Raw genomic sequence first — 23802 nt, forward strand, 5'->3', positions numbered from 1 at the left:
GGTGTTTCGATCCACGCTCCCGCGCGGGGAGCGACTCGCTGGTGAAGCCGAACGCGCCGCGCGAATGGCAGTTTCGATCCACGCTCCCGCGCGGGGAGCGACCGGACGTCCTTGACGCGATCGCCGAACAGCTTGCGTTTCGATCCACGCTCCCGCGCGGGGAGCGACCGCCCCTGGCGCCGATCGGCCGCTATCCTTCGCTGTTTCGATCCACGCTCCCGCGCGGGGAGCGACGCGAAGGGCTTTGTCAGCACAAAACCGGACAACACGTTTCGATCCACGCTCCCGCGCGGGGAGCGACGTGATGTCTGCTATATGTTGCATAAGTGCAATCGGTTTCGATCCACGCTCCCGCGCGGGGAGCGACCCCGCCCAAGGCGAACGCGGCGATCGTGTACTGGTTTCGATCCACGCTCCCGCGCGGGGAGCGACGAGCCCGCGATACGGGTGCCGACCTGCGCGGTGTTTCGATCCACGCTCCCGCGCGGGGAGCGACCTGCTCGACGTGATCAAGAAGACCAACCCGGACGTGTTTCGATCCACGCTCCCGCGCGGGGAGCGACGTCATGGATCTCATCACTCCTCGGCGGTCCGTTGATGTTTCGATCCACGCTCCCGCGCGGGGAGCGACCGGCGGTCGCCAGGATCAGCTTGTTCGGGATCGTGTTTCGATCCACGCTCCCGCGCGGGGAGCGACCAGTTACGCGGTGGTGGAGCCGGTGTGGGAATACGTTTCGATCCACGCTCCCGCGCGGGGAGCGACGTTGATGCCGTCCAGCATCTTCAGGACCTCGCCGTGGTTTCGATCCACGCTCCCGCGCGGGGAGCGACCTCGAATTCCTGCGGCCGCTTTGGCAGAATATCGAAGTTTCGATCCACGCTCCCGCGCGGGGAGCGACCAGCCGTCGTCGTCGATCTGAAGCCGCCGCAGATGTTTCGATCCACGCTCCCGCGCGGGGAGCGACGGTCTTTCAGCCGCGCCGCATCCCACAGCTCGCGGTTTCGATCCACGCTCCCGCGCGGGGAGCGACCAGCCGTCGTCGTCGATCTGAAGCCGCCGCAGATGTTTCGATCCACGCTCCCGCGCGGGGAGCGACGTGCTTTGCGGCAAGGAGCCTGTCGACATTGCCGAGGTTTCGATCCACGCTCCCGCGCGGGGAGCGACAAGGGGCACCGGGCCGGGGAGGGGCGGCAGTGGGTGTTTCGATCCACGCTCCCGCGCGGGGAGCGACTGCCGGACGATAACCGATTATCGCTGCAAGCAAAGTGAGCTGGCCGGCGCGAACCTCAGAGGAGGCGGGGAGGGATTGCGGGGAAAGCACGACGGGGGACGAAAACCGACTTGTGCGTCAGAGGCTTGTGCCGGCGCGAAGGTTCCGGGGGGCGGCGTGTGTGCTGGTGGTTCGCGCGTGCTGTCAGACGATCAGCGGCTCGCCGAAATCGGTCGCCGGCTTGGCGCCGACGTGCTCGACGCGGCGGCGCCAGTTGGCGCCCAGATAATAATAGCGCAGGCTGTCGTGCTTCGGCGCGATCAGGCTTTCGAGCCGCGCGCGCAGCGCTGTCCATTGCGCCGGGTCGACTTCGATCTCGAACACCGAATATTGCACACGCTGTCCATAGTCCTGGCAGGCCCGGGCGACGCGCCGCAACCGCGCCTGACCGCCGGGCTCACTGGTTCGAACGTCGTAAGTCACGAGCACGAGCATCGCGGCACCTGTCGATCATACGCGCGATCAGCGATGGATTGGCCCGGCGCGCATCCGGGCGCGCTGGAATGAGGAGACCGCTGCGCGGCGACGGCATCGCGTCTCGCTGTCGCCGGATCGCTACTTCCAGATGTAAGGCGGATAGGCATCGAGGTCGCCCCGCAAGTGTCGACTGAGCAATTGCGCCTGCAGATAGGGCACGAGGCCGAGCTGTGCAGTCTCTCCGAGAAACGGATGCTGCCGCTCTTCCTTCTTCCGGTCCTGCCAGGCGGTCAGGACGGTCCGCCGGCCGTCGTCGGTCAAGAGCGTCGCGCCGCCGTCCTGTGTTTCGAAATCGCGCGGCCGAAGCTGCCGACGGTTGATCAGCGACAGCGCCAGCCGGTCCGCCAGCACCGGCCGCAGTTCCTCCATCAGGTCGAGGGCGAGACTCGGGCGTCCGGGACGATCGCGATGCAGAAATCCGACGGCTGGATCCAGCCCGACAGCCTCGGCGGCGCTGCGACAGTCGTGTGTCAGCAGTACGTAGATGAAAGACAGCACCGCGTTGACGGCGTCGCGCGGCGGCCTCCGGCTGCGGCCGCCAAACTGCATCTCCGGATCGGTCACCCGGATCAGGCTGCCGAACACCGAGAAGTAACCGAACGCGGCTTCGCCCTCGGCGCCGCGCAGGGCTTCGACGTCGAGATCGGTCATGCCGACGCGGCGCAGGATGCCGGCGAGGCGATCGACGACGGCTTCGATACGGCTGCGCAGGCCGACGGCCATCTCCTCGCCGTAGTCTCGCAGCGACCGCTGAAGCACCGTGCGCTGATTGGCGACCTTGGCCGAGACGAAGCTGCGCACGATGTCGGTCGGCCGCTCGGAGACGCGATACTGGGCGCGGCGCAACAGCACGTTGCCGCTCACCGGGCCTTCGATGCGGGCCTGAAAGCGGCCGGCGCGGTCGAGCAGCACGATGGTGATGCCGCGTGCCGCCAGCGCCTGAATCAGCGGCGGCGACACGTAAACGCCGCCGAACACCACCACCGAGGCCAGCATGTGGAACGGCACCCGCGCGCGCTCCTCGCTCTCCACTTCGGCCACGAGGTTTTCGCCGTCCTTGCGCAGCGACGCGCCCTCGGTGGTGACGTACAGCGTGTTGAGCAGCTTCTTCACGGCAACTCGCCTCCGGGCGCATCGGCGAGGGAAGCGGCGATCGCCCGCCGGCGGAATTCGGCGGCGGAGGTTCGCGTCAGCTTCGGCCGGCACAGCTCGATCAGCGAGCAGGCGTTGCAGCGGTCGGCGCGATAGCTTGCCGGCGGGGTCGCGCCGGCCGCGATCAGCGCGGCAAAATCGCAGGCGACCTGCTCGGTCAGTCGCCGGAGCTCGGCATCGAACGGCACGCCGACGCGGCGGCGCGTGGTGGCGTAGAACAATGCGCCCTCGGGGACCGCGCGGCCGGTCATCTCTTCCAGACACAAGGCCTGGGCACAAAGCTGGACTTCGTCGGCGCGGTGCAGCTTGGCCTTGCCGCGCTTGTATTCGACCGGAAACGCCGTCTCGCCGTCCGGCCCATCCCGGAATTCGACCAGATCGGCGGTGCCGGCGAGGTTCAGCCGGCGGCATGCCAGCGGCATCGCGCTGACCCGGCGCACGGCGCCGCGGCGGTGGTCGGCAGCCTCGTGCACGGTGTCGTGCAGCACGCGCCCTTCGGCGGTGAACCGGTTTTCCTCCCACATCCGCTCGATGTGGATCAACGCCGCCTGGCGCAGGCAATACACCGCGTGCTGCAGCGCCGACAGCGGGATCGGCTCGTCGAGCTCGGGTGCGGTGATCGCCGGCATCGTCGGGCGGCGCCGATCAGAACAGCTCGACCACCTCGATTCCGTCCGGCAGGCCGTCGCGCCTGATCGTCACCTCGTAGTCGCCGTACTGCCGCGCCGGCTTGTAATTGTCGAGGCGGGGATCGCCCGGCCTGATCAGATCCTCGCCGACGCGGCGCCAGACTTCGACGCGGTCGAACAGCGCCTGGGCATGGGCATTGCCGAGCGCCGATGCGTGTTTGAAGGCGATGCCGCGCCGCGACACCATCTCGCCCCGCGCTGCGGAGCGATCATGCTCGAACATCACCGACAGCGATGTGAACAGATGGTCGAGGTCGTCCTGGCTGAAGCCGGTGCGCTCGGCGAGCTTGGCATTGACGAAGATGTGGGCGCGATACAGGCCGTAAGGCACGATGTGCTTGCGGCCCATGGTGCGGTTCTCGGTGCGCTCGTCGTCACCGCCGGCCTTGTCGCGCTCCGCCTTTTCCTTTTCGTTGGTCGCGGCCATGCGGGTGATCGAGATTTCGAGTGGCAGGATCGGCTCGATCGAGGTCGCAAACGTCACCTGCACCGGGCCGCGCACCTGACCGGCATTGATGCCGGTGCTCATCACGGCGCCGAAGCTGCGGACGTCGAAGAAATTGTCGCACATGAATTTGGTGATCGCGCGCGCTTCGTCGTCGTTTTGCGGATTGAGCTTGTCCTTGGAAGATTTGTCGCCGTCGCCGCGGATCGCCTTGTAAGCCTCACGGTGCTTTTCGTTCAGGATCGAGCCTTCCTGCACATAGATGCGGTAGCCCGGCTGGTCGCCCTTGGCGAGCTCGGTGTAGTTGCGGATCTTGCGCTTGAGGCAGACGTCGGTGACCAGGCCGAAATTGGTCTCGGGATCGATCCGCGGCAGATTGCCGGCATCGGGATCGCCGTTGGGGTTGCCGCGGGTGACGTCGAACAGGAAAACGATATCATAGCGATTGGCGAGCGGGCTCATGCGGCAATCTCCGGAGCGGCAGTATCGGGGGACTCGGATGTTCGGAAATACTTGTTGCGCTGGTGGTAATAGCCGAGGGCGAACAGCGCCTGGCTCTTGTCGGACAGGCTGGCGGGAAACGGATCACTGTCGGGCTCCATCATGTCCATGACGGAGCCGACGTCCTTTTCCAGGTTGACGCGGTGGCCCGGCCGCAGCTTGCCGATCTTCGACAGGTGATTGCCGGCGCCGGCGGCGAGCAGGGCGAATACCTTGCGCGGCTGCGCCGCCGCCGCGCCGTAGAACTTGTCGCGGATGGTCGCATTGACGTTGCGCCCGAGCGCGGCGGTCTGGATCTGCTCATAGACGGCGAACAGCCGCCCGAGCAAATAGCCTTGGTCTTTGCAATTCAGATCGAGCGCCACCGGGGTGTTCTCCATGCCGAAATTTCTGATCAGGATCGACTTCATCAGGCCGACGCGCAGCGCGCTGACGTCGTGGTCGGCGCGCAGCCGCATGATCAGCGACGACAGCAACGTCAGCGGGTAGGGCGTGTCGGTGAGGATCGCGCGCAGCCAGTCGCCGGCGAGATTGGGCGGGATGTTCTCGCTCTTGCGCAGCACCGCGGTCTCGATCAGGTAGCGCCACAGCGACGGCGACGGCTCGCGCGGCGGCGGATCGATGCGAAGGCGCGCGAGGTGGCGCAGGTAGCGAACGGCAATGACGTCGAAATCGTCCTCGACGTAGAACCGCACCGACAGCCGCGCCGCGTTCGGCGCCAACCCGAGCACATAGAAACGAACGCCGGGCGGCAGGTCGGGCTTCAGATCGCTGATCGGCCGGCCTTGCGCGACCTTTTCCAGGATCGCGCCGACCTTCTTGGATTCGGTGTTTTCGTCCACGGCGAACAGCGAGGCGAACATCTGTTCGGCGGTGTCGGCCGAGGCCTGGTCCGATGCCTCGGCCCAGAACACGGTGGATGCATCGCCGACCTGAATGCGATGACCGCTGCCGCGATCGAGAAAGCGATTGAGCACCGAGGTGTAGGCGAAGGCGGCGGCTTCCGAGATCGGTGCGTTGGCGCCTTGGTCGTGGCCGTAGGAGGTGAAGGCGTCGAGATTGAACGACACGATCGAAGCGCCGGAGGATTGCGCGCCCCACACGCCCTTGATGGCGGGATGCAGCCGCGCCAGCGGGGCACGTTCGCCGGACACCAGACAGATCGCCTCGGTCTTGTCGCTGCCCGCCATCAGCCGTGCCCACAGCGCGCGCGCCGCGGGGCGGTCGTGCAGATAGATGTTGCGCAGGCGCTCGGTTTCCAGCGCGAACACCACATTCTGGTCCTTGATCTCTTCGGACCAGCCCCATTCCGCGAAACGCTCCGGCGTCCAGGCCTCAAGAAAGCGCAGCAGGGCTTGCAGGCCTTCATCAGTGCTGCCGGCCAGCCAGGCTTGATGCTGGTCGCGGAAGGCCTGATGTTCCTGCGCTGTGCGCTTGCCTTCGCCGGTGGTGACACCGAGCACATAGGCGGTCTTGTCCCACAGGAAATTCGGTGCAACGCCCGACGTGCGCTTGATCGGCTGCGGAACGGCCAATTGTCTTGCGGTCTTCTTGCGACCTTCGCCGAGACGAAGATCGATCGGCGCGCCGGCCACCGTGCCGTCGGCGTTCAGCGGGATGACGAAGGCGATGTTCTGCTGCGAGTATCCGAACGGTGGTACCTCGCCGCGCTGGGCCATTCGATCATAGGCGCGGACGAGGGCCGCCAGCGCACTCATCGTCGCAGCTCCGGCGATCCTGGCGGCGGCACTTTCACCACCCCATCGACGAGCGTCGCCCGGAACAGGATCGAGCCGCGGTCGCCGCCGTGATTGATGTCGTAGAGCATGAAGCCGAGATCGCGTGGTGTGCCGAAGCCAAGCGCGGCGGTGCGATCTTGGTTGTCGGGCTGCGGCAGCGCTTGATCAGGTTCGAGCAACGCAAAGGTCGCCGGAAATTCGCGGGCGCCGAGGCAGGGCTGATGAAACGACTGTCCCTTGCGGGCGCGGCGGTTGAACGTGTCGAGGTGTTTGGCCTCGTTGTCGTCCGGTCCCGCCTTGGCGGTCATTTCGAAATGCGCACAGATCACATAGTCGACGTCCGACAGCAGCGTCGCGGCGCGTTGCTGCCGATTGTCCTCGACGATCAGCGCAAGGTCGCCGATGTCGCCGCTCTTCATCGCCTTGCGGATCGACGCCACCGGCGCTTTGGCGCCGACCTCGTTGCGGCGGATCGACTGGAAGCGGATCGGCTTGAGGACGTGGATCTCGTCGATCACCCAGCGGATCGCCGGCTTCCAGTGGATCGCTTCGAGAATGCCGCGGGCGGCGGACGGCGTCATCACATCATAGGAGACGCGCTCGACCTTCATCTCAGGCCGTGTGAACAACGCCCAGCGCCCCTTAACGCGAAGGCGAATCCCATACGCCATACTTCACCCCGAACCACAACCCAGCATTGTGATAGTGCACGAAAACCAGTCGAACGCAATTCGTCGCCGGCGGTATTTGCAGCGACGTAGCTTCGGCTGTTCGCTAGACGATGGCCCAGGTAAATTCGTCGGCGTCTTCCCAGCGCAGGCCGATTTCGGCGGAGTATAGGGAAGCCGTCTCCAGCACCGCGAACTGTTCGCCGAACCGTTCGGCCGTGAAATAACGGACGTGGCCATTGGCGATCATCCGCTCGCGCTCCCGCGGCGGTACCTGCACCAGGTAGTGCCTCAGCCGCCGCGCAGCGACGACGGGCGGCAGCCCGCCGCGGAGCGCCGCCAGCGTGTCGAGCGCTTCGGCATCTGTCGGCACGATCACTGGCGCCATCCCGCTCTCGATCAGGCGGAAGGCCTCGCCGACAGTGCGGTAAGCGAAATGCGGCTGCCCGGCGCTGACGGTGAACTGATCCATGGTCTTCGCCGGGACCTTTCGGCCGTCCGCGTCTGGGATATGGATGCGGTCGAGGCCGTCCTGCAGTCGCCAATAGACTTCGTTGAAGTACGCCTCCATCGCCTCCGGCGAAAACAGATCGCCTTCGTGGTTCTCGAGAATGCGGTAAGTATCACCGACCAGGCCGTGGATTTCCGGCGGCGGTTCGGCGGCGGCGGGCTTGAAGATGGTGACGATACTGACGTCGGCCGGCGCACGACCCTCGCGATTGCAGCGACCCGCCGCCTGGGCGAGCTGATCGAGCCCGGCCTCCGCGCGCCACACCCGTGGAAAGTCGAGATCGACGCCGGCTTCGACCAGCGAGGTCGCGATCACGACGCACGGCGCATCGTTCGCCAGCCGCTGCCGAATCTCCGCCAGGATCGCGCGGCGATCGGCCGGGATCTGCCTGGTGGTGAGATGCAGCAATCCTTCGACGGCGCGGCGTTTGCCAGCTTCGTAGAGCGCGCGCGCATGTCTGCGGCTGTTGACGATCACCAGCGCCTGTGCCGAACCCGATTGTGCGATATCGTCGAGCAACTGGTCGTCGCTCCACTCGCCCGCGAGCCGTTGCGTCGTGCGGCGGAGCGCTGTGTGGAGCTGCTCCGGGTTCGGTGCCAGTTCGCTGTCTGGAGAGAGCTGCAGGCCGCCCGTGAACCGGTCGGCTCCGAGCGCCGGCTGGGTCGCGGTGCATAGCACCACGGTGCAGCCGTAGTTGCGCGCCAGTTCGTCGAGCGCGGCGATGCAGGGAAGCAGAACGTTCCTGGGGATCGTCTGCGCCTCGTCCAGAACGATCACGGCGTTGGCGAGATTGTGCAGCTTGCGGCAGCGCGAGGTGCGGTTCGCGAACAGGCTCTCGAACAACTGGACATTGGTGGTGACGATGACCGGCGCCGCCCAGTTCTCGGCAGCGAGCCGCAGCTTGCCGTCGCGTGCGCCGTCGTCGATGCCGCGGGCTTCTCCATTGTCGGGCTTGATGTCGAGCGCATCGAGTTCGATCGCCGAATGATGTTCGAGCAGGGTCTCGTCGCCGATGGCGTCACGGAAAACGTCTGCGGTCTGCTCGATAATGGCCGTGAACGGGATCGCATAGATGATCCGGTCCATCTGGTGCCGTTTGGCATGATTCAGAGCAAAGGCGAGCGAAGCGAGCGTCTTGCCGCCGCCGGTCGGGACATTCAACGTGAAGACGCCGCGCGGCAGCTCTGCCTTGCTGCGGACGTGCGCGAGGATGTCGCGCCGTAGTGTGTTGAGTTGGCCGTGTCGCGCGCGCTGCTGCTTGTCGGCCATGTAGCCGTCGAACCGGGCGATCAGCCCATCGACGATCTGCGGCAGCCTCGGCCAGTCGCGATCGACCGGGCGCCCTTCGACCGCGGCGTAGAACGCTTCTGTACACAGGAAGTCGGCGTCGACCAGGCACGAGAAAAGCATCCGGCCCAGGAAGGCGAACTGAAAAGCCTGACGCGGAGGCCCCGGCTGCTGCGCGCCCTTGTAGAGTTCGAATGGTGCCGGCATCAGGGGGGAGGCCTCGCACGCCACCTCGCTTCGCCAGATCGGATCCAGTGGCTCGACGGATTTTTTCAGCCGGTCGTCGAGGCTGCCCGCGCCGAGTGGATCGGGCAGGCCGCCGTGATGCCCAGCGATCCCGCAAGCGAGCAGTCTGGCGATCAGGCCATTTATCCCGGTGCCGAGTTTGACGACCTCCTGCGCGCCGGCAGTCGCATGATCGACGCCGCGAGGCCGCTGTCCCCGCAGATAGTGCTGAAACGCGGCCGAGTACTTGCCGAGATCGTGAAGACGACCGGCGATCTCGGCGGCGTTGCCGCCGCCGAATTTGGCGCCGAACTGCCTTGCAAGCTTCGCGACCTCGTGCAGATGTCGAGGCAGCGGCTCCCAGTCATCTTCCGAAGTCGGTGTCGAATGGGCGAAATGCATGGTCGGCAATGATCGTTCTGGAAAGAAATCTGACGGCGTAATCGAGAGACGAAAGCCCAATTCAGCGTCTTTGTCGACCTGAGTTCGGTACCGTCCGGCGCCGGGTGCGTAACCCGCCGTTGTCTGCGGCGGGAGCGGTGATCCGCATCGCTGCGCCGGACTGTGGTCGGTCGATCACCTCCGCCACGGATGGCGCAGCCGCTCACCTTGCTCGTCTGCCGCGGACACGTCTTCGCGGATGCCTCGACCGGCCGCGTACTTGAGAGGCTGGTGAAGGTCGTGATCGAGATGCCAATTTCAGGATGAAACCCGTTCTCACCGGTTCCGCCCGTCAACAGATTTTGCAAAATACAATCAACGGTTTATGGCGGAAGGGGTGGGATTCGAACCCACGGTACCCTTGCGGGCACGCCGGTTTTCAAGACCGGTGCCTTAAACCGCTCGGCCACCCTTCCAGGCTTGGCGCCGTGGGTCACAGCGGCGGAGCCTGACCGTCGCTGCGGTTGTCACAGCATCCGCGTCGCCAGTTGTTTAGGGGGGATTGCTGGGGCGGGTCAATGTCCAGGCAGACGAATCGGGCCCCTTCACGCGGGCGGAACGTCGCGTCGTCGGTTTCGGCGGACCGCAATTGGCGTGTGCCGAGGTGCCAGAAGGTGCGTTCCGCGAGCGGGTGAGTACCGGTCCTGAGCAGTAATGCTCAAATTTGAGCATTACTCTGGCCGGCGAAGTGGCCCGCCGTCCGCTGCGCCAGAAATCCGCGGGAAGTGAGTTCGTTGGAATGCGCCAGCCCGAGTTTGACGTTCGTTTGAACGCCGACCCGATCGACTATCCGCTCAATCGTGCCCCCGTCGTTCACACACGCGATCCTGAGGCGATGCGCGAGGCGATGTTGTCGGTGTATGGTGCCAGCGACTTTACGGCGGAGGCGGACGGGTTCGAAGGCTTCGGCAGTTATGTCGCGTTCGACGGTGCCGGGCTCGGATTCTGCGCCTATGCGGCGCCGGCCGTCGCAGAGTTCGGCGAGACCGATTTCGCCCGCGTTCAGATTGCGCTGCGTGGCAGCAGCCGGACCTCGACCGGCTCCTCCTGCGTCGAGGTCGATCCGCAGCATTGGTGCGTCTCGTCGGCGGGCACGCCGGCGCGGCTCGAATTCGGCGCCGACTATCAGCAGTTGATCCTGCGCATCACCACCGCAACTCTCACAGCCACGCTGGAGGCGCTGCTCGGCGTCACGCCGCGCGGCAAGCTGACTTTCGCGCCCGGCGTGAATGTCGAGCATCGCGGCGCGCCGGCGTTGCGCGATCTGGCGATCTGCGTGGCGCGCCACGTCGATCCGGCCGCGCCGGCGCTGCCGCCGTTCATGCTGCGCGAGATGCAGCAGGCGCTGGCGGTGTCCTTTCTCAGCGTGACGCGGCACAATTTCAGTGCCCAGCTCGACAGCGACGCTCGGGATACCGCCCCGGACTATGTCCGGGTTGCGGAGGAGTTTATCGAGGCGTCATGGAACAGGGCGATCACCATCGTCGATCTTGCTGCCGTGACCAATGTCGGGGTGCGCAGCCTGTTCAAGGCGTTTCAGAAGCATCGCGGCTACTCACCGATGGCGTTCGCCAAGGCTGTGCGGCTGAACAAGGCGCGCGAGCTGCTGCTGTCCGGGGATCCGTCGCGCTCGGTGACGGCGGTGGCGTTCGCCTGTGGCTTCACCAATCTCGGTCATTTCGCCAACGATTATCGCCGCCGCCATGGCGAATTGCCCTCCGAGACGCTGGCGCGGCGGCGCTGACCGACGGCACGGTGATTGGCGGCCACCGCTCCTGGGGCTGCTCCGTCGAGTTGCGCATAGGCAGACGGCGTCGTCTTGGCTAACGATCTCGGGGTGAGGATACCATTCGGGGCGCGCCGCGGGCGGGCATGGGACAGCGGCAGAGTCGGCCAAGGTGAGCGACGACGGCAGCATCGGGCATTCCAGCAACCTCGTCGGCGTGCCGATGCGGTTTCTCACCGGCGTCGGCTTCAACGACGCTCCGGTTCCGCTGCATATCGCCGGCGTGCGCGAGATGAATCCCAGCCTGTTCGAGATGCTCGGTGAGGCGCGCGACCTCGCCGAGGCCGGCGAGGCGTTCGCCTGCTATATGACGGCGCTGTTCGGGATCGATGCCGAACAGCGTGTCCGCGGCCGCGATGGCCGCCGCCGCTTCCGCTCGTCCTATCTCGATCTGATCAAGGGCTGGGGCTTCGACAGCAACGGCGCCGAAGGCGCGGTGCTGAAGGGATGGGTGGAAAGCCGGTTCGGGCTGTTTCCGACCTTTCACAAGGAGCCGATCCGGCGGATCGCCAGTCCGGTGTGGACCGTCTATGTCGAGCAGAAGATGTCGAGCCGTTTCCACAACAACGCGATCTTCGTCCAGCTCGATCTCTTGTACGAGTTCTGTCAGTGGGCGCTGACCCATTTTGCGGCCACCGGCAGCACCCATGTGACGCTGTATCGCGGCGTCAACGGTTTCGACGAGCATCAGGTCGTCGAGCGGCTCGACAAGCGCCATTCCATCATCCGTCTCAACAACCTGACGTCGTTCACCTCCGATCGCGGCATCGCCGACTGCTTCGGCGACACAATTCTGACGGTCCGGGTGCCGGTGCCGAAGATTCTGTTCTTCAACCGGCTGCTCCGGGCGCACCCGCTCAAGGGCGAAGGCGAATATCTGGTGATCGGCGGCGACTATCGCGTCACCGCGAGCTACTTCTGAAAGGGCGTCATGACCTCGCAAAGTCTGCAGGACCGCGCGCTTGCCGCCTATCTGGGCTTTGCGGTCGGCGACGCACTCGGCGCCACGGTCGAGTTCATGACCAAGTCGGAGATTGCGGCGCGCTACGGCGTCCACAAGGACATCACCGGCGGCGGCTGGCTGCGGCTGAGGCCAGGTCAGGTGACCGACGACACCGAGATGGCGCTGGCGCTCGGCCGCTCGCTAATCCGCTGCGGCAGGCTCGAGCTCCCCGATCTCTGTGACGAGTTCGCCGCCTGGCTGAAGACCGGCCCGGTCGACGTCGGCAGCACCTGTCGCCGCGGCATCCGCAGGTACATCACCACGGGCGAGCTGCAGGGGGCGTATTTCGAAGGCGACGCCGGCAACGGCGCGGCGATGCGGATCCTGCCGCTGGCGCTGGCAACCTACGGTCGCGCGGAGCAGGCGGCGGCGTGGACCATCGCGCAGGCGCACGTCACTCATCATCACCCGTTGTCGGATGCCGCGGCGCTCGCACTGGTGAAGATGCTGCAAGCGCTGCTGGCCGGTGAGGGACAAAGCGCCGCCCGCGCCATCGCCGACGATCTGGTGCAGGCCCACCGCATTTTCGGCTTCACGCCGTATCGCGGTCCGGCCACGGCTTACGTGGTCGACACTCTGCGGACCGTGCTGCACTATTATTTCTCGACCGACAGCTTCGTCGATTGCGTGATCTCCACGGTCAATCAGGGCGACGATGCCGACACCACCGGCGCGCTCGCCGGAATGTTGGCCGGCGCCACCTACGGGCTCGCCGCAATCCCGAAGCGCTGGCTCGATCGGCTCGACCGCGAGGTGGTCACAGCGATCCGCGGTCAGGTGCCGAAGCTGCTGGAGTTGGCGGCGTCGGCGCCTCGTTAGAGCGGTTCATCGTTTGATTGAAACGGTCCGACCTTTCCGAAGGCACTGAGTCCTCATCCTGAGCCCGGCGAAGCCGGGCGTCTCGAAGGATGGGGCAACGCATTCCCTGCGTCACATGGTTCGAGACGGCGCTACGCGCCTCCTCACCATGAGGTTGTGCGTGTGGCACGCGGTGCGGATCAGCTCTGATTCTACAAAAAGCAGAACTGCTCTAGGCACATCGTCCACAGGTCGTTCGCAAATGGGAAAGGCCCCGCATACGGCGGAGCCTCTCTCACCAACACATCGATCTGGACTACCGACGCCCTGAGATCGTCCGGTTTGCAGGATCGATCACGGTCAGCGCTGTTCGATCTCAAGCAGTGCGACGAACTGGCGGATGAAATCGTGGATGCCCCAGTACAGAGCGCCGTGCGTGTCGATGTCGTCGGTGCGATAAGTCTCTGCGAATGATGCCATGACTGCCACCCTTGTTCTTGTTGTGCCGCGACGCTGCCGGCGTCGGTGCGGGGCAGATTCGGACGGCACCACTTAACAACTGGTTGGAAGTGCAGGCGCTCGTACTTTGGAACGTTAGCGGACCTTGAACAAAGCTCGTCGACCGGACCGAAACAACTACACCGATACCAAGCAGAGCTGCAGGTCAGAACCCTTGCCGGCAATGATTACCTGTGATGGAGATCGCCAGTGGTGGGTGCAAATGTCTCGTTTGGAGCACGCTCAATCATCGACACGCGTCAGAATAGCCTTCAGCGGAAGACCCGGCGTTTCGTGGGCGTAGCCTTCGATCGTGACGTAGCCGTCCTTGGCGACGCCATCGAAGATGATTTCGAACGGCTCGATTCCGAACACCGACAGCCGCGAATGATCCGACGAGTAGCGCACCCCGCGCAGGCGGCCGGCGACGGTCAGTCCGGTCTGCGAATACGCGCCGGAGTACAGGAACGTGGAGTCGCCGCCCTGGATCTTGCCGTCGCGCAGAAAGATCACGCCATGCGACTTCTTCCGCGCCGTTTCGAACTCGGCCTTGTAGAACCCTCGAAGATGATCGGTCATATCCGCCCCCGCGTTCGCCGGGGCTTCTCTACCACTCCAGGTTTAGCAAGAGAAGGGATGGGTGTATCTTGGGTTGAAAAATGCTGCGGGGGCTCAGGGGAGGCGCGGCGGCGAGAGCATTCTGATCGCACGCGAAGTCGCTGGCGAGCGGCCGATCGCGGTGCATCAAATTACTGCACAAAGGCGGTAAAAGCGGCAGGTTTCGCATCAACAATGCGCTTGACTTGAACTACGAACTCGACGACCGTAATCACCAAGCGTTGGGCAACTAAGCCCTGAGACGCAAAGAGTTTTGAACCATTTCCGACACCGCGCCGATCGATGCGCGTTTGGTTGGTGGCGAAAGCGCCCTCGGCTCGACAGCCGATGGGCGCTTTTTGTTTTTGGACACGAGCATGACGAAGCGGCTGCGCATCGGTGTGATGTTCTCGACGACCGGCTCCTACGGGGCGGTCGGGCGCACCATGCTGAACGGCGCGTTGCTCGGGCTCAGCGAGGTCGCCGCCGGCGGCAACGGGCCGGAGATCGAGCCGGTCATCGTCAATCCAGGCGGTGACCTGTCGCGTTATCGCGCTCTGGCCCACGACCTGCTGGCCTCCGGCGTCCGGCAGGTGATCGGCTGCTACACCTCGTCGAGCCGCAAAGAGGTGATCCCGTGCTTCGAGAAGCACGATGGCCTGTTGTGGTATCCGTCGCATTATGAGGGCTTCGAGAGCTCCGACAACGTCGTCTACACCGGCGCCTCGCCGAACCAGCACGTGTTGCCGCTGGTCGATTATCTCTCCGCCAAGCACGGCAAGCGCGCGTTCTGCATCGGCTCGAATTACATCTGGGCGTGGGAGAACAATCGGATCTTCCGCGAAGCCCTGATCGCCCGTGGCGGCACCGTGCTCGCAGAGCGTTATCTCGCTGTCGGCGACACCGATGTCGATCGCGTCATCGCGGCGATCCTGGAGCAGCGTCCGGATTTCGTCTTCAACAATCTGATCGGCACCAGCGCCTACGCGTTCTTCCGCGCGTTTCGTGCCGCCTGCCGGGCGCGCGGCATCGACCAGGCCGCCGAAATCCCGGTGGCGAGCTGCACGCTGGCCGAGCCGGAGCTGGCCGAAATCGGCGCCGAAGCCGTCGACGGACATCTGTCGTCGAGCGTGTATTTCGCTTCGCTGGCCGGGGCGGCAAATGACGCTTTCACCCATGCCTACGCGACGAAATTTCCGGATGCGCCGCCGACCTCGGCGGATGCCGAGGCCTGCTATATCGCGGTCAAGCTGCTCGCCGCTGCTCTGCAACAGGCCGGAACCGACGAGGCCGCCGCAGTACGCGCGGCCGTCGCCGACCAGCGCCTGATCGCTCCGCAAGGCGAGGTGCGGATCGATCCGCAGACCTATCACGCCTGGCTGACACCGCGGATCGGCCGGTCGACCGCGTCCGGCCAGTTCGAAGTGCTGCTCGAAGCTCCCGAACCGATCGCACCCGATCCATATCTGGTGCAAACCTCGCCGCGGTTCGCCGCCGCCATGCGTTCCCCATTGTTGAGGCTGGTGAAGTCATGACCTTTCGACCGGTTCAGAACTTCAAGGGCGGCCGTGCGCTCGTGGTGATGGAACGCACGGGCAGGGAAGGCGCGCTGGAGCCGACGCTGGCCAAGCTCGGCGTCAGTTGCGAGGCCGCGCCGATCATCGACGGACGGGCTCAGATCGACCTCGCTTCGCTGGTGCCTGATCGCGACATCCTGTTCGTCGATGGCGATCTCGACGGCGTGCTGGCGATCGACCTCAATCCGCTGTCGCAGTTGCCGCCGGTGCCGGTGATCGGGCTGGTCGGCGTCGAGGCGCCGAGCCGGCTGAAGGCGCTGGTCAATCTCGGCGCCACCGCGTTCCTGCGCAAGCCGGTGCACGGCGGCGCCGTGTACTCGGCGCTGTTCATGGGCATCAACCAGTTTCTCCTGCGCGGCGGGATGCAGGAGCGCCTGCAAACGCTCGAGGAGCGCCGTCGCGGCCGCAGGGCCGTGCTGCGCGCCGTGGTCCAGCGGATGCGGGACAGCGGCCTCGACGAGGACGGCGCTTACGACCAGATCCGCCGGGAGAGCATGCGCGTGAGGCAGAGCCTGGAGAGTTACTGCGAGGATCTGCTGAGCCGACGGGCGAGGCCGCCCGATTCGACTGGCCACACCGGCACTCCGCCGCTGCACCGTGGCGACAAACGAGCGATGTAGGAGACAGCAACATGACCGGAACTGTGTTACGGGGACTGCATGCCGCAGTCCTCACGGGGACGCTTGTCCTCGCGTCAAGCGCGGCGCTGGCCGCGGAGAAGCCGATCAAGCTCGGCGTGCTGGAGGATCAGTCGGGCGATTTCGCGGTGGCGACGATCGGCAAGGTCCACGCCATCCAACTCGCCGCCGAAGAGATCAACAAGGCCGGCGGCATCATGGGGCGGCCGCTCGAACTGGTGGTGTACGACACCCAGTCCGACAACACCCGCTATCAGGAGTTCATGCGCCGGGTGCTGCAACGGGACAAGGCCGACGCGGTATTCGCCGGCTTCTCCTCGGCCTCACGCGAGGCGTATCGGCCGATCGTCGATCAGCTCAACGGCTTCGCGTTCTACAACAATCAGTACGAAGGCGGCGTCTGCGACGGCCACATGATCGTCACCGGCGCGGTGCCCGAGCAGCAGTTCTCCACGCTGATCCCGTGGATGATGGAGAAATACGGCAAGAAGGTCTACACGCTGGCCGCCGACTACAATTTCGGCCAGATCTCGGCCGAGTGGGTGCGCAACATCGTCAAGCAGCACGGCGGCGAGATGGCCGGCGAGGAGTTCATCCCGCTCGGCGTGTCGCAGTTCTCGCAGAGCATCCAGAACATCCAGAAGGCCAAGCCGGACTTCATCGTGACGCTGCTGGTCGGCACTGCGCAGGCTTCGTACTACGAACAGGCCGCCTCCGCCAACGTCAATCTGCCGATGGCTTCCTCAGTCAACGTCGGCCAGGGCTACGAGCACAAGCGCTTCAAGCCGCCGAGCCTGAAGGACATGTACGTCACCACCAACTACATCGAGGAAATCGACTCGCCGCAGAGCAAGGCGTTCCTGGCCAAGTTCAAGGCCAAATTCCCGAACGAGCCCTATGTCAATCAGGAGGCCGAGAACTCCTATCTGGCCGTGTATCTCTACAAGCAGATGGTGGAGCGGGCGAAGTCGACCAATCGCGACGACATCCGCAAGGTGATCGCGCAGGGCGACGTCTGCATGGACGCACCGGAAGGCAAGGTCTGCATCGATCCGAAGAGCCAGCATATGTCGCACACCATCTACCTGGCGCACGTCAATGCCGACCACTCGATCGACTTCCCGAAGGTCTGGCCGGATATCAAGCCGTATTGGCTGGGTGAGGCCGGCTGCGACCTGACCAAGAAGGATCCGATGGCGCAATACACGCCGTCGAACCCGCCGCCCAAGTAAGTGCGGCGGACCGCTCCGGCGCACCCTGACGCGCCGGAGCGGCTGCTTCTCCGCTCAATGGACATTCGTCGGGCCGCCGGAGCCGCGGCCCTCCACGCCACCTTGTTGGACGTCAGATGGACATCGCCACCTTCGCCTTCGCGGCGCTGTATCAATTCGCCGACGCCTTCGCCTTCCTGGTGCTGTCGGCCTGCGGGCTCGCCGTCATCTTCGGCATGATGGGCGTCATCAATCTCGCCCACGGCGAGTTCATCATGTGCGGCGCCTATGTCACCGCCAGCGCCGTGCACGCCGGGCTGCCGCTGCCGCTCGCCATCCTGACCGGAGCGCTGGTCTCCGCGGTGGTCGGCATGCTGGTCGAGTTCGTGGTGGTGCGGCATCTCTATGAGCGCCCGCTCGACACCATCGTCGCCACCTGGGGGCTCAGCCTGATCGCAACGCAAGGGACGCTGATCGTGATCGGCTCGACCATGGCCGGTGTCGGCACGCCGTTCGGCAGCTTTCAGGTCGGCGCCTATTCGTATTCGATCTATCGGATCGTGCTGTTCCTGGCCGCGCTCGGCGTGCTCGGGGCGCTGTATGCGGTGTTCAATTGGACCTCGTTCGGCGTGAAAGCCCGCGCCACCATCCAGGTGCCGCATATGGCGGATGCGCTCGGCGTCGACACCCGCTGGATCTACAGCCTGACCTTCGCCTGCGGCGCCGGACTCGCCGGGCTTGCCGGCGGGCTGTACGCGCCGACCATGACGCTGGTGCCGACGATGGGCGCGACCTTCCTGATGGAGGCGTTCGTCACCGTGGTGATCGGCGGCGCCGACGTCTTCCTCGGCACTGCGCCGGCCGCGGCAGTCCTGGCAGTGGTGAAGTCGGCGATGACCTCCTGGCAGGGCCAGTTGTTCGGCCAGATCGGCCTGTTGGTCGCGGTGATCATCGTGGTCCGGGTGCTGCCGAAAGGCATCTCCGGCTTCCTGCTGCGCGAACGGACCTGAGGGAGGCGAGGGTGAGCGGTTTGATCTCTCTGTTTCGCCGGCTCGAAGGCCCGCAGACCAAGGGCCGCGGCAAGCTATTCTGGTCGGTGTTCGTGCTCGCGCTGATCGGCGCGATCGCGTATCCGATGTTCAGCGACGGCTACACCGTCGGCAACACTGCGTACTTTTTCGTCTGGGTGTTCATCGCGCTCAGCCTGTGCCTGATCTGGGGCTATGGCGGCGCGCTGTCGTTCGGCCAGACCGCGTTCTTCGGTATCGCCGGCTACAGCTACGGCATCCTGACGCTGAATTTCGGCGCGGCGTACGGCTTCACGCTCGTCGCCGTGCTGGCGGCGGTCCTGATCGCCGCGGTGGTGGCGCTGCTGCTCGGCTACTTCATGTTCTTCGGCCGGATCGAAGGCGTGTTTCTCGGCATCGTCACGCTGGCCGTGACCCTGATGCTGGAGCGCTTCATGGCCCAGACCGCCGGCCCGGAATGGCGGATCGGCGCGGCGCGGCTCAACGGCTTCAACGGCATGAGCGGAATGCCGCCGATCACCATCCCCTGGTTCGACGGGCCGATCGTGCTGTTCGCCGATGTCGGGCTGTATTACCTGATCCTGGCGCTGGTGGTGGTGGTCTATCTCGGCCTGCGCATCCTGGTGAACTCCTCGTTCGGCAACGTCATCGTGGCGATCCGTGAGAATCCGGAGCGCGCCGAAATGCTCGGTTACGACATCCGCAAATATCAGCTCATCAATTTCGTTATCGGCGCCGGGCTCGCCGGCCTGTCGGGCGTGCTCTACACCGCCTGGGGCCAGTACATCACCCCGTCGAGCATGGGCATGACGTCGGCGGCGCTGCCGCTGATCTGGGTCGCGGTCGGCGGCCGCAGTGACCTGACCTCGACGCTGGTCGGCACGCTGGTGGTGCTGGCCGGCTTCCAGGCGCTGACGATCTACGGCAGCCAATATGCGCTGGTGGTGATGGGGCTTCTGCTGGTGCTCACCGTGCTGATCGCGCCGAACGGCCTGGTGCTCGGCGCAATGAACGTGATCGGCCGGCTCGTCGCCCGCGCCCAGGGAGGACGGAACTGATGGCGCTCCTGCAACTCCGCGGCCTGAACAAGCATTTCGGCGGGCTGCACGTCACCAACCAGGTCAACCTGTCGTTCGAGACCGGCGAGATCCACTGCCTGATCGGCCCCAACGGCGCCGGCAAGAGCACGCTGTTCCGGCTGATCCTCGGCGAATACGCGCCGGGCTCCGGCGAGATCTTCTTCGCCGGCGAGGACATCACCGCGCTCAAATCGTTCGCGCGGATCGCGCGCGGTCTGTCTGTGAAGTTTCAGGTGCCCGGCGTGTTCAAAGGGCTGTCGGTGCGCCAGAACCTCGAAATCGCGCTGCAACGGACGCGGCACGGCGCCGAACTCGACCGCGAGATCGACCGGCTGCTGGCCTTCCTCGGCCTCGAGGCCGAGCAGAACCAGACTGCCGGCAATCTCAGCCACGGCCAGAAGCAGTGGTTGGAGATCGGCATGGCGACCAGCCTGAAGCCGCGGATGCTGCTGCTCGACGAACCGACCGCCGGGATGTCGCCGGAAGAGACGTTCCAGACCGGCGAGATGGTCAAGCGGCTGAATGCCGAAGGCATGACGGTGCTGGCGATCGAGCACGACATGGCGTTCGTCCGCCAGGTCGCGCAGCGCGTCACCGTGCTGCATCTCGGTCAGGTGTTCGCGCAAGGCTCGATCGACGACATCGTCGCCGACGAGCGGGTCGCGGCGATCTATCTCGGGCAGGCTCATCACCATGCGTAAGGAAGTCATCCTCAACACCGTGGGGCTGCGTGCCGGCTATGGCGGAAAGCCAGTCTTGCAGGGTCTCGAGATCGAAGTCCGCGAGGGCGAGATCATCGCGGTGATCGGCCGCAACGGCGTCGGCAAGTCGACGCTGATGAAGAGCTTGATCGGCCTGATCCCGGCGATGGACGGCTCGATCGTGTTCCGCGGCGACGCCATCGAGCATCTGCCGGCGTTCAAGCGGGCGCGGCTCGGCATTGGCTATGTGCCGCAGGGCCGCGACGTGTTTCCGCGCCTCAGCGTCGCCGAGAACATCGCGGTCGGCGCCTCGATCAAGGGCCGGCTCACCGAGCAGCAGCGCCGCGAGGTGGTCGAGACGTTTCCGATCCTCGGCGAGCGCTGGAGCCAGCGCGCCGGCACGATGTCCGGCGGCCAGCAGCAGCAGCTCGCGATCGGGCGCGTGCTGGTGGCGGATCCCGAACTGATCCTGCTCGACGAGCCGTCGGAAGGCATCCAGCCCAACATCGTCCAGGACATCGCCCGCGACATGGTCGCGCTCAACGCCAGGACCGGCGTCACCATCATCCTGGTCGAGCAGAACCTCGACATGATCCGGGCGATGGCGCAGCGCTGCTACGTCATGGACAAGGGCCGGATCGTCGCCGACCTCGACCGCGCCGCGCTCGACGACGAGGCCGAAATGCGCCGCCACCTCGCGGTGTAACTGAATTCAACAAAGGAGACCAACATGGCCTGGCAGACTGAATCGATCATGGCGCGCAAGGGCGTCGCCAAGGGCGTGCGCGGCAAGAGCCACACCATTACCGAGGCGGAGCAGGGCAAGTATCACTACGTCTACGGGCCGTATTTCGACAAGGTCCTGACTGTCGACCCCGGTGCGGTGGTGGCGGCCGAAACCCACGACGCGTTCGAGGGCGCGATCAAGTCTGAGACCGACATCCCGTCTAAGATCCTCAACTTCCCGTTCCTCAATCCGCAGAACGGCCCGATCTGGGTCAATGGCGCCGAGAAGGGCGACACGCTCGCCGTGTACATCGAGAGCATCGTTCCGCGCGGGCCGCAGCCGCGGGGCACCACGGTGGTGATGCCGGAGTTCGGCGGCCTGGTCGGCACCGGCAACACCGCGCTGCTCAACCCGCCGCTGCCGGAGCGGGTCAAGAAGCTCGAAATCACCGCCGAGCACGGCACCAAATGGAACGACAAGATCACGCTGCCGTATGAGCCGTTCATCGGCACCATCGGCACCTCGCCGGAGATCGAGGCGATCTCGTCGCTGGTCCCGGATTACTACGGCGGCAACATGGATCTGCCGGATGTCGGCGTCGGCGCCATCATCTATCTGCCGGTGAACACCGCGGGCGCGCTGCTCTATCTCGGCGATTGCCACGCCGCCCAGGGCGACGGCGAGCTCTGCGGCGTCGCGATCGAGCATCCGACCGTGACCACGGTGCAGATCGATCTGATCAAGGGCTGGCCGATCCATTGGCCGCGGCTGGAGACCAAGGATTTCATCATGACGATCGGCTCGGCGCGGCCGATGGAGGATGCCGCCCGCATCGCCTATCGCGAGCTGTGCCGCTGGATGGCGGCGGATTACGGCTTCGACGAGATCGACGCCTACATGCTGCTGACCCAGGCCGGTCGCGTCCGGCTCGGCAACATGGTCGATCCGAAATACACGCTCGGCGCGTCGATCAAGAAGTCGTTCCTGGTGTAAGGGGGGGCGACGGCGATGTCGCAACTGCTGAAGGTCGCTACCGTCCAGTTCGAGCCGACCATGGCCGAGAAGGAGCGCAACATCGCGCGCCTGCTCGAGCTGTGCGAGGAGGCGGCGGTAGGGGGCGCCAAACTGATCGTCACCCCGGAGATGGGGACCACCGGCTATTGCTGGTACGATCGCGCCGAAGTGGCGCCGTTCGTCGAGCCGATCCCGGGGCCGACCACGGCACGGTTCGCCGCACTGGCGCGCAAGCACGATTGCTACATCGTCGTCGGCCTTCCGGAGGTCGATGGGGACGGCATCTATTACAATTCCGCCGTCCTGATCGGCCCGGACGGATTGATCGGGCGTCACCGCAAGACGCATCCCTATATCTCCGAGCCGAAATGGTCGGCGGCGGGCGATCTGCACAATCAGGTGTTCGACACCCCGATCGGGCGGATCGCGCTGTTGATCTGCATGGATATCCATTTCGTCGAGACCGCGCGGCTGATGGCGCTGGGTGGCGCCGACATCATCTGCCACATCTCCAACTGGCTGGCCGAGCGCACGCCTGCGCCGTATTGGATCAGCCGGGCGTTCGAAAATTCCTGCTACGTGATCGAGAGCAATCGCTGGGGGCTGGAGCGCACCGTGCAGTTCTCCGGCGGAAGCTGCGTGATCGCGCCGGACGGCAGCATCGCCGCGGTGATCGACGGCGGCGACGGCGTGGCGTTCGCCGAGATCGATCTTGAAACCGCGCGGGCGCGGCGGATCGGCGGCGAGGCGGTGTTCCGGCAGCGGCGGCCCGAGCTGTATCCGGAACTGCTGACCGGCACCTTCAGTTGGAATCCGTACGACTTCTTTGGCCTGTACGGCCACGAGGCGTGGCCGAGGGGCAAGCGCTCCAAGCTCAGCGCCGCGCAGTTCGCCCCGAGCGGCGACATCAGCGCCAATCTCGATCGGATCGAGGCGCTGGCCCGGCAGGCGAAGGCGGCCGGCGCCGAGATGGTGGTGTTTCCCGAGCTGAGCGTCACCGGGATCGACGATCCGGCGCGCACAGCCGTCGCTGTGCCGAGCCCGGCGACTGACCGGCTCGCTGCGCTGGCGGGCGAGCTGTCGCTGCATCTTGTCTGCGGCCTCGCCGAGCGCGACGGCGACGTGCTGTACAACAGCGCGGCGCTGATCGCCCCTGACGGTCGTATCACCATCTATCGCAAGACGCATCTGACCGAGGACGAGCGGAGCTGGGCTGCGGCTGGTGACAGCTTCGTCGTGACCGATACGCCGCTCGGCCGCGTCGGCCTGCTGATCGGGCACGACGCGATGTTTCCAGAGGCCGGCCGCGTGCTGGCGCTGCGCGGCTGCGACATCATCGTATGCCCGGCGGCGATCGCGACCCGTTTCAGCACGCCGCACGCCGGGACGAGCGTCTCGCAGCCGGCACCGATCCCGACCGGGGCCGATCCGCATCATTGGCATCACTTCCGCGTCCGCGCCGGCGAGAACAACGTGTTCTTCGCCTTCGCCAACGTGGCCGATGCGGCGCGCGGCTATCTTGGGCTGAGCGGCGTGTTCGGACCGGATACGTTCGAATTTCCGCGCCGCGAGGCACTGATCGAAGGCGGGGAGGGCGTCGCCACCGCAACGATCGACACCTCCAATCTCGACAGCGTGTATCCGACCAACGTGGTGAGGCGGAAGGATCTGGTGGCGATGCGGATGCCGCACAGCTACCGGCCGCTGGTACAGGCCGTTGCCGGCAACTACTAACCGAG

The 23802-nt window shown here is 65.5% G+C and carries 20 protein-coding genes, 1 tRNA gene and 1 CRISPR repeat array (1 of these 22 only partly in view); of the genes, 12 read left to right on the plus strand and 9 right to left on the minus strand.

Annotation, left to right across the window (positions count from 1 at the left end; translation table 11 throughout):
• A CRISPR array of direct repeats spans positions 1-1232; the repeat unit is 32 nt; unit sequence GTTTCGATCCACGCTCCCGCGCGGGGAGCGAC (it extends 6345 nt beyond the left edge of the window).
• Between the two features lie 183 nt (positions 1233-1415).
• The 8 genes from cas2 to FLL57_RS07605 form a co-directional block, all read right to left on the minus strand.
• The gene (cas2, locus tag FLL57_RS07570) at positions 1416-1706 is read right to left on the minus strand and encodes a CRISPR-associated endonuclease Cas2 (RefSeq protein WP_013502813.1); all 291 of its coding nucleotides are present in this window, start codon (positions 1704-1706) and stop codon (positions 1416-1418) included.
• A gap of 120 nt (positions 1707-1826) precedes the next feature.
• Positions 1827-2861, minus strand: coding sequence for a type I-C CRISPR-associated endonuclease Cas1c (gene cas1c, locus FLL57_RS07575; protein WP_047307684.1), 1035 nt, complete (start codon positions 2859-2861; stop codon positions 1827-1829).
• Positions 2858-3529: a CRISPR-associated protein Cas4 gene (cas4, locus tag FLL57_RS07580; protein ID WP_142882568.1), complete on the minus strand. Its 672-nt coding sequence runs from the start codon at positions 3527-3529 to the stop codon at positions 2858-2860. Before cas4 ends, cas1c begins: the two co-directional genes overlap by 4 nt.
• A 16-nt stretch (positions 3530-3545) precedes the next feature.
• On the minus strand, positions 3546-4496 hold the full coding sequence (cas7c, locus tag FLL57_RS07585) for a type I-C CRISPR-associated protein Cas7/Csd2 (RefSeq protein ID WP_142882569.1): 951 nt from the start codon (positions 4494-4496) through the stop codon (positions 3546-3548).
• On the minus strand, positions 4493-6253 hold the full coding sequence (gene cas8c / locus FLL57_RS07590) for a type I-C CRISPR-associated protein Cas8c/Csd1 (protein WP_142882570.1): 1761 nt from the start codon (positions 6251-6253) through the stop codon (positions 4493-4495). Before cas8c ends, cas7c begins: the two co-directional genes overlap by 4 nt.
• Complete coding sequence (gene cas5c / locus FLL57_RS07595) at positions 6250-6945, minus strand: type I-C CRISPR-associated protein Cas5c (protein ID WP_142882571.1); 696 nt, start codon at positions 6943-6945, stop codon at positions 6250-6252. Before cas5c ends, cas8c begins: the two co-directional genes overlap by 4 nt.
• Positions 6946-7048: 103 nt before the next feature.
• Positions 7049-9367 carry a CRISPR-associated helicase Cas3' gene (cas3, locus tag FLL57_RS07600; RefSeq protein ID WP_142882572.1) on the minus strand — a complete coding sequence of 773 codons (2319 nt, stop codon included), beginning with the start codon at positions 9365-9367 and terminating at the stop codon, positions 7049-7051.
• Between the two features lie 365 nt (positions 9368-9732).
• Positions 9733-9822 (minus strand) — tRNA-Ser (locus FLL57_RS07605).
• Between the two features lie 350 nt (positions 9823-10172).
• On the opposite strand from FLL57_RS07605, the gene FLL57_RS07610 reads away from it, so the two are divergent.
• The 3 genes from FLL57_RS07610 (at position 10173) to draG (ending at position 13014) form a co-directional block, all read left to right on the plus strand.
• The gene (locus tag FLL57_RS07610) at positions 10173-11150 is read left to right on the plus strand and encodes an AraC family transcriptional regulator (RefSeq protein ID WP_235677240.1); all 978 of its coding nucleotides are present in this window, start codon (positions 10173-10175) and stop codon (positions 11148-11150) included.
• A gap of 205 nt (positions 11151-11355) precedes the next feature.
• Positions 11356-12114: an NAD(+)--dinitrogen-reductase ADP-D-ribosyltransferase gene (locus tag FLL57_RS07615; RefSeq protein ID WP_234713396.1), complete on the plus strand. Its 759-nt coding sequence runs from the start codon at positions 11356-11358 to the stop codon at positions 12112-12114.
• Positions 12115-12123: 9 nt separating this feature from the next.
• Positions 12124-13014, plus strand: coding sequence for an ADP-ribosyl-[dinitrogen reductase] hydrolase (gene draG / locus FLL57_RS07620; RefSeq protein WP_142882574.1), 891 nt, complete (start codon positions 12124-12126; stop codon positions 13012-13014).
• 720 nt (positions 13015-13734) lie between these two features.
• On the opposite strand, the gene FLL57_RS07630 is transcribed toward draG, so the two are convergent.
• Complete coding sequence (locus tag FLL57_RS07630; protein ID WP_013502802.1) at positions 13735-14070, minus strand: GrlR family regulatory protein; 336 nt, start codon at positions 14068-14070, stop codon at positions 13735-13737.
• Positions 14071-14465: 395 nt separating this feature from the next.
• On the opposite strand from FLL57_RS07630, the gene FLL57_RS07635 reads away from it, so the two are divergent.
• The 9 genes from FLL57_RS07635 (at position 14466) to FLL57_RS07675 (ending at position 23797) form a co-directional block, all read left to right on the plus strand.
• A complete protein-coding gene (locus tag FLL57_RS07635) occupies positions 14466-15623 on the plus strand; it encodes a transporter substrate-binding domain-containing protein (protein WP_013502801.1) in 1158 nt (385 codons plus the stop codon).
• Positions 15620-16285, plus strand: a complete 666-nt coding sequence (locus tag FLL57_RS07640; protein WP_142882575.1) for an ANTAR domain-containing response regulator — start codon at positions 15620-15622, stop codon at positions 16283-16285. The genes FLL57_RS07635 and FLL57_RS07640 overlap by 4 nt, the downstream gene beginning before the upstream one ends.
• An 11-nt stretch (positions 16286-16296) precedes the next feature.
• Positions 16297-17535 (plus strand): urea ABC transporter substrate-binding protein, encoded by a 1239-nt coding sequence (locus FLL57_RS07645; RefSeq protein ID WP_142882576.1) that lies wholly within the window; start codon positions 16297-16299, stop codon positions 17533-17535.
• A 116-nt stretch (positions 17536-17651) separates the two neighbouring features.
• The gene (locus FLL57_RS07650; RefSeq protein WP_142882577.1) at positions 17652-18524 is read left to right on the plus strand and encodes an ABC transporter permease subunit; all 873 of its coding nucleotides are present in this window, start codon (positions 17652-17654) and stop codon (positions 18522-18524) included.
• Positions 18525-18535: 11 nt separating this feature from the next.
• Positions 18536-19600, plus strand: a complete 1065-nt coding sequence (locus FLL57_RS07655; RefSeq protein ID WP_142882578.1) for a branched-chain amino acid ABC transporter permease — start codon at positions 18536-18538, stop codon at positions 19598-19600.
• Positions 19600-20322: an ABC transporter ATP-binding protein gene (locus FLL57_RS07660; protein WP_047309674.1), complete on the plus strand. Its 723-nt coding sequence runs from the start codon at positions 19600-19602 to the stop codon at positions 20320-20322. The genes FLL57_RS07655 and FLL57_RS07660 overlap by 1 nt, the downstream gene beginning before the upstream one ends.
• Complete coding sequence (locus FLL57_RS07665; RefSeq protein WP_142882579.1) at positions 20315-21028, plus strand: ABC transporter ATP-binding protein; 714 nt, start codon at positions 20315-20317, stop codon at positions 21026-21028. The genes FLL57_RS07660 and FLL57_RS07665 overlap by 8 nt, the downstream gene beginning before the upstream one ends.
• Before the next feature lie 24 nt (positions 21029-21052).
• On the plus strand, positions 21053-22042 hold the full coding sequence (locus tag FLL57_RS07670) for an acetamidase/formamidase family protein (RefSeq protein WP_013502794.1): 990 nt from the start codon (positions 21053-21055) through the stop codon (positions 22040-22042).
• A gap of 15 nt (positions 22043-22057) precedes the next feature.
• Positions 22058-23797 carry a nitrilase-related carbon-nitrogen hydrolase gene (locus FLL57_RS07675; RefSeq protein ID WP_142882580.1) on the plus strand — a complete coding sequence of 580 codons (1740 nt, stop codon included), beginning with the start codon at positions 22058-22060 and terminating at the stop codon, positions 23795-23797.
• Positions 23798-23802: the final 5 nt, after the last annotated feature.

It is taken from the genome of Rhodopseudomonas palustris (assembly GCF_007005445.1).
Classification (GTDB): domain Bacteria; phylum Pseudomonadota; class Alphaproteobacteria; order Rhizobiales; family Xanthobacteraceae; genus Rhodopseudomonas; species Rhodopseudomonas palustris_G.

Bases quoted from the DNA above. Each gene is read 5' to 3' on its own strand.
- cas2 (WP_013502813.1), bottom strand. From the start codon at position 1,706: ATGCTCGTGCTCGTGACTTACGACGTTCGAACCAGTGAGCCCGGCGGT.
- cas4 (WP_142882568.1), bottom strand. From the start codon at position 3,529: ATGCCGGCGATCACCGCACCCGAGCTCGACGAGCCGATCCCGCTGTCG.
- cas7c (WP_142882569.1), bottom strand. From the start codon at position 4,496: ATGAGCCCGCTCGCCAATCGCTATGATATCGTTTTCCTGTTCGACGTC.
- cas8c (WP_142882570.1), bottom strand. From the start codon at position 6,253: ATGAGTGCGCTGGCGGCCCTCGTCCGCGCCTATGATCGAATGGCCCAG.
- cas5c (WP_142882571.1), bottom strand. From the start codon at position 6,945: ATGGCGTATGGGATTCGCCTTCGCGTTAAGGGGCGCTGGGCGTTGTTC.
- cas3 (WP_142882572.1), bottom strand. From the start codon at position 9,367: ATGCATTTCGCCCATTCGACACCGACTTCGGAAGATGACTGGGAGCCG.
- FLL57_RS07615 (WP_234713396.1), top strand. From the start codon at position 11,356: ATGCGGTTTCTCACCGGCGTCGGCTTCAACGACGCTCCGGTTCCGCTG.
- draG (WP_142882574.1), top strand. From the start codon at position 12,124: ATGACCTCGCAAAGTCTGCAGGACCGCGCGCTTGCCGCCTATCTGGGC.
- FLL57_RS07630 (WP_013502802.1), bottom strand. From the start codon at position 14,070: ATGACCGATCATCTTCGAGGGTTCTACAAGGCCGAGTTCGAAACGGCG.
- FLL57_RS07635 (WP_013502801.1), top strand. From the start codon at position 14,466: ATGACGAAGCGGCTGCGCATCGGTGTGATGTTCTCGACGACCGGCTCC.
- FLL57_RS07640 (WP_142882575.1), top strand. From the start codon at position 15,620: ATGACCTTTCGACCGGTTCAGAACTTCAAGGGCGGCCGTGCGCTCGTG.
- FLL57_RS07645 (WP_142882576.1), top strand. From the start codon at position 16,297: ATGACCGGAACTGTGTTACGGGGACTGCATGCCGCAGTCCTCACGGGG.
- FLL57_RS07650 (WP_142882577.1), top strand. From the start codon at position 17,652: ATGGACATCGCCACCTTCGCCTTCGCGGCGCTGTATCAATTCGCCGAC.
- FLL57_RS07660 (WP_047309674.1), top strand. From the start codon at position 19,600: ATGGCGCTCCTGCAACTCCGCGGCCTGAACAAGCATTTCGGCGGGCTG.
- FLL57_RS07665 (WP_142882579.1), top strand. From the start codon at position 20,315: ATGCGTAAGGAAGTCATCCTCAACACCGTGGGGCTGCGTGCCGGCTAT.
- FLL57_RS07670 (WP_013502794.1), top strand. From the start codon at position 21,053: ATGGCCTGGCAGACTGAATCGATCATGGCGCGCAAGGGCGTCGCCAAG.
- FLL57_RS07675 (WP_142882580.1), top strand. From the start codon at position 22,058: ATGTCGCAACTGCTGAAGGTCGCTACCGTCCAGTTCGAGCCGACCATG.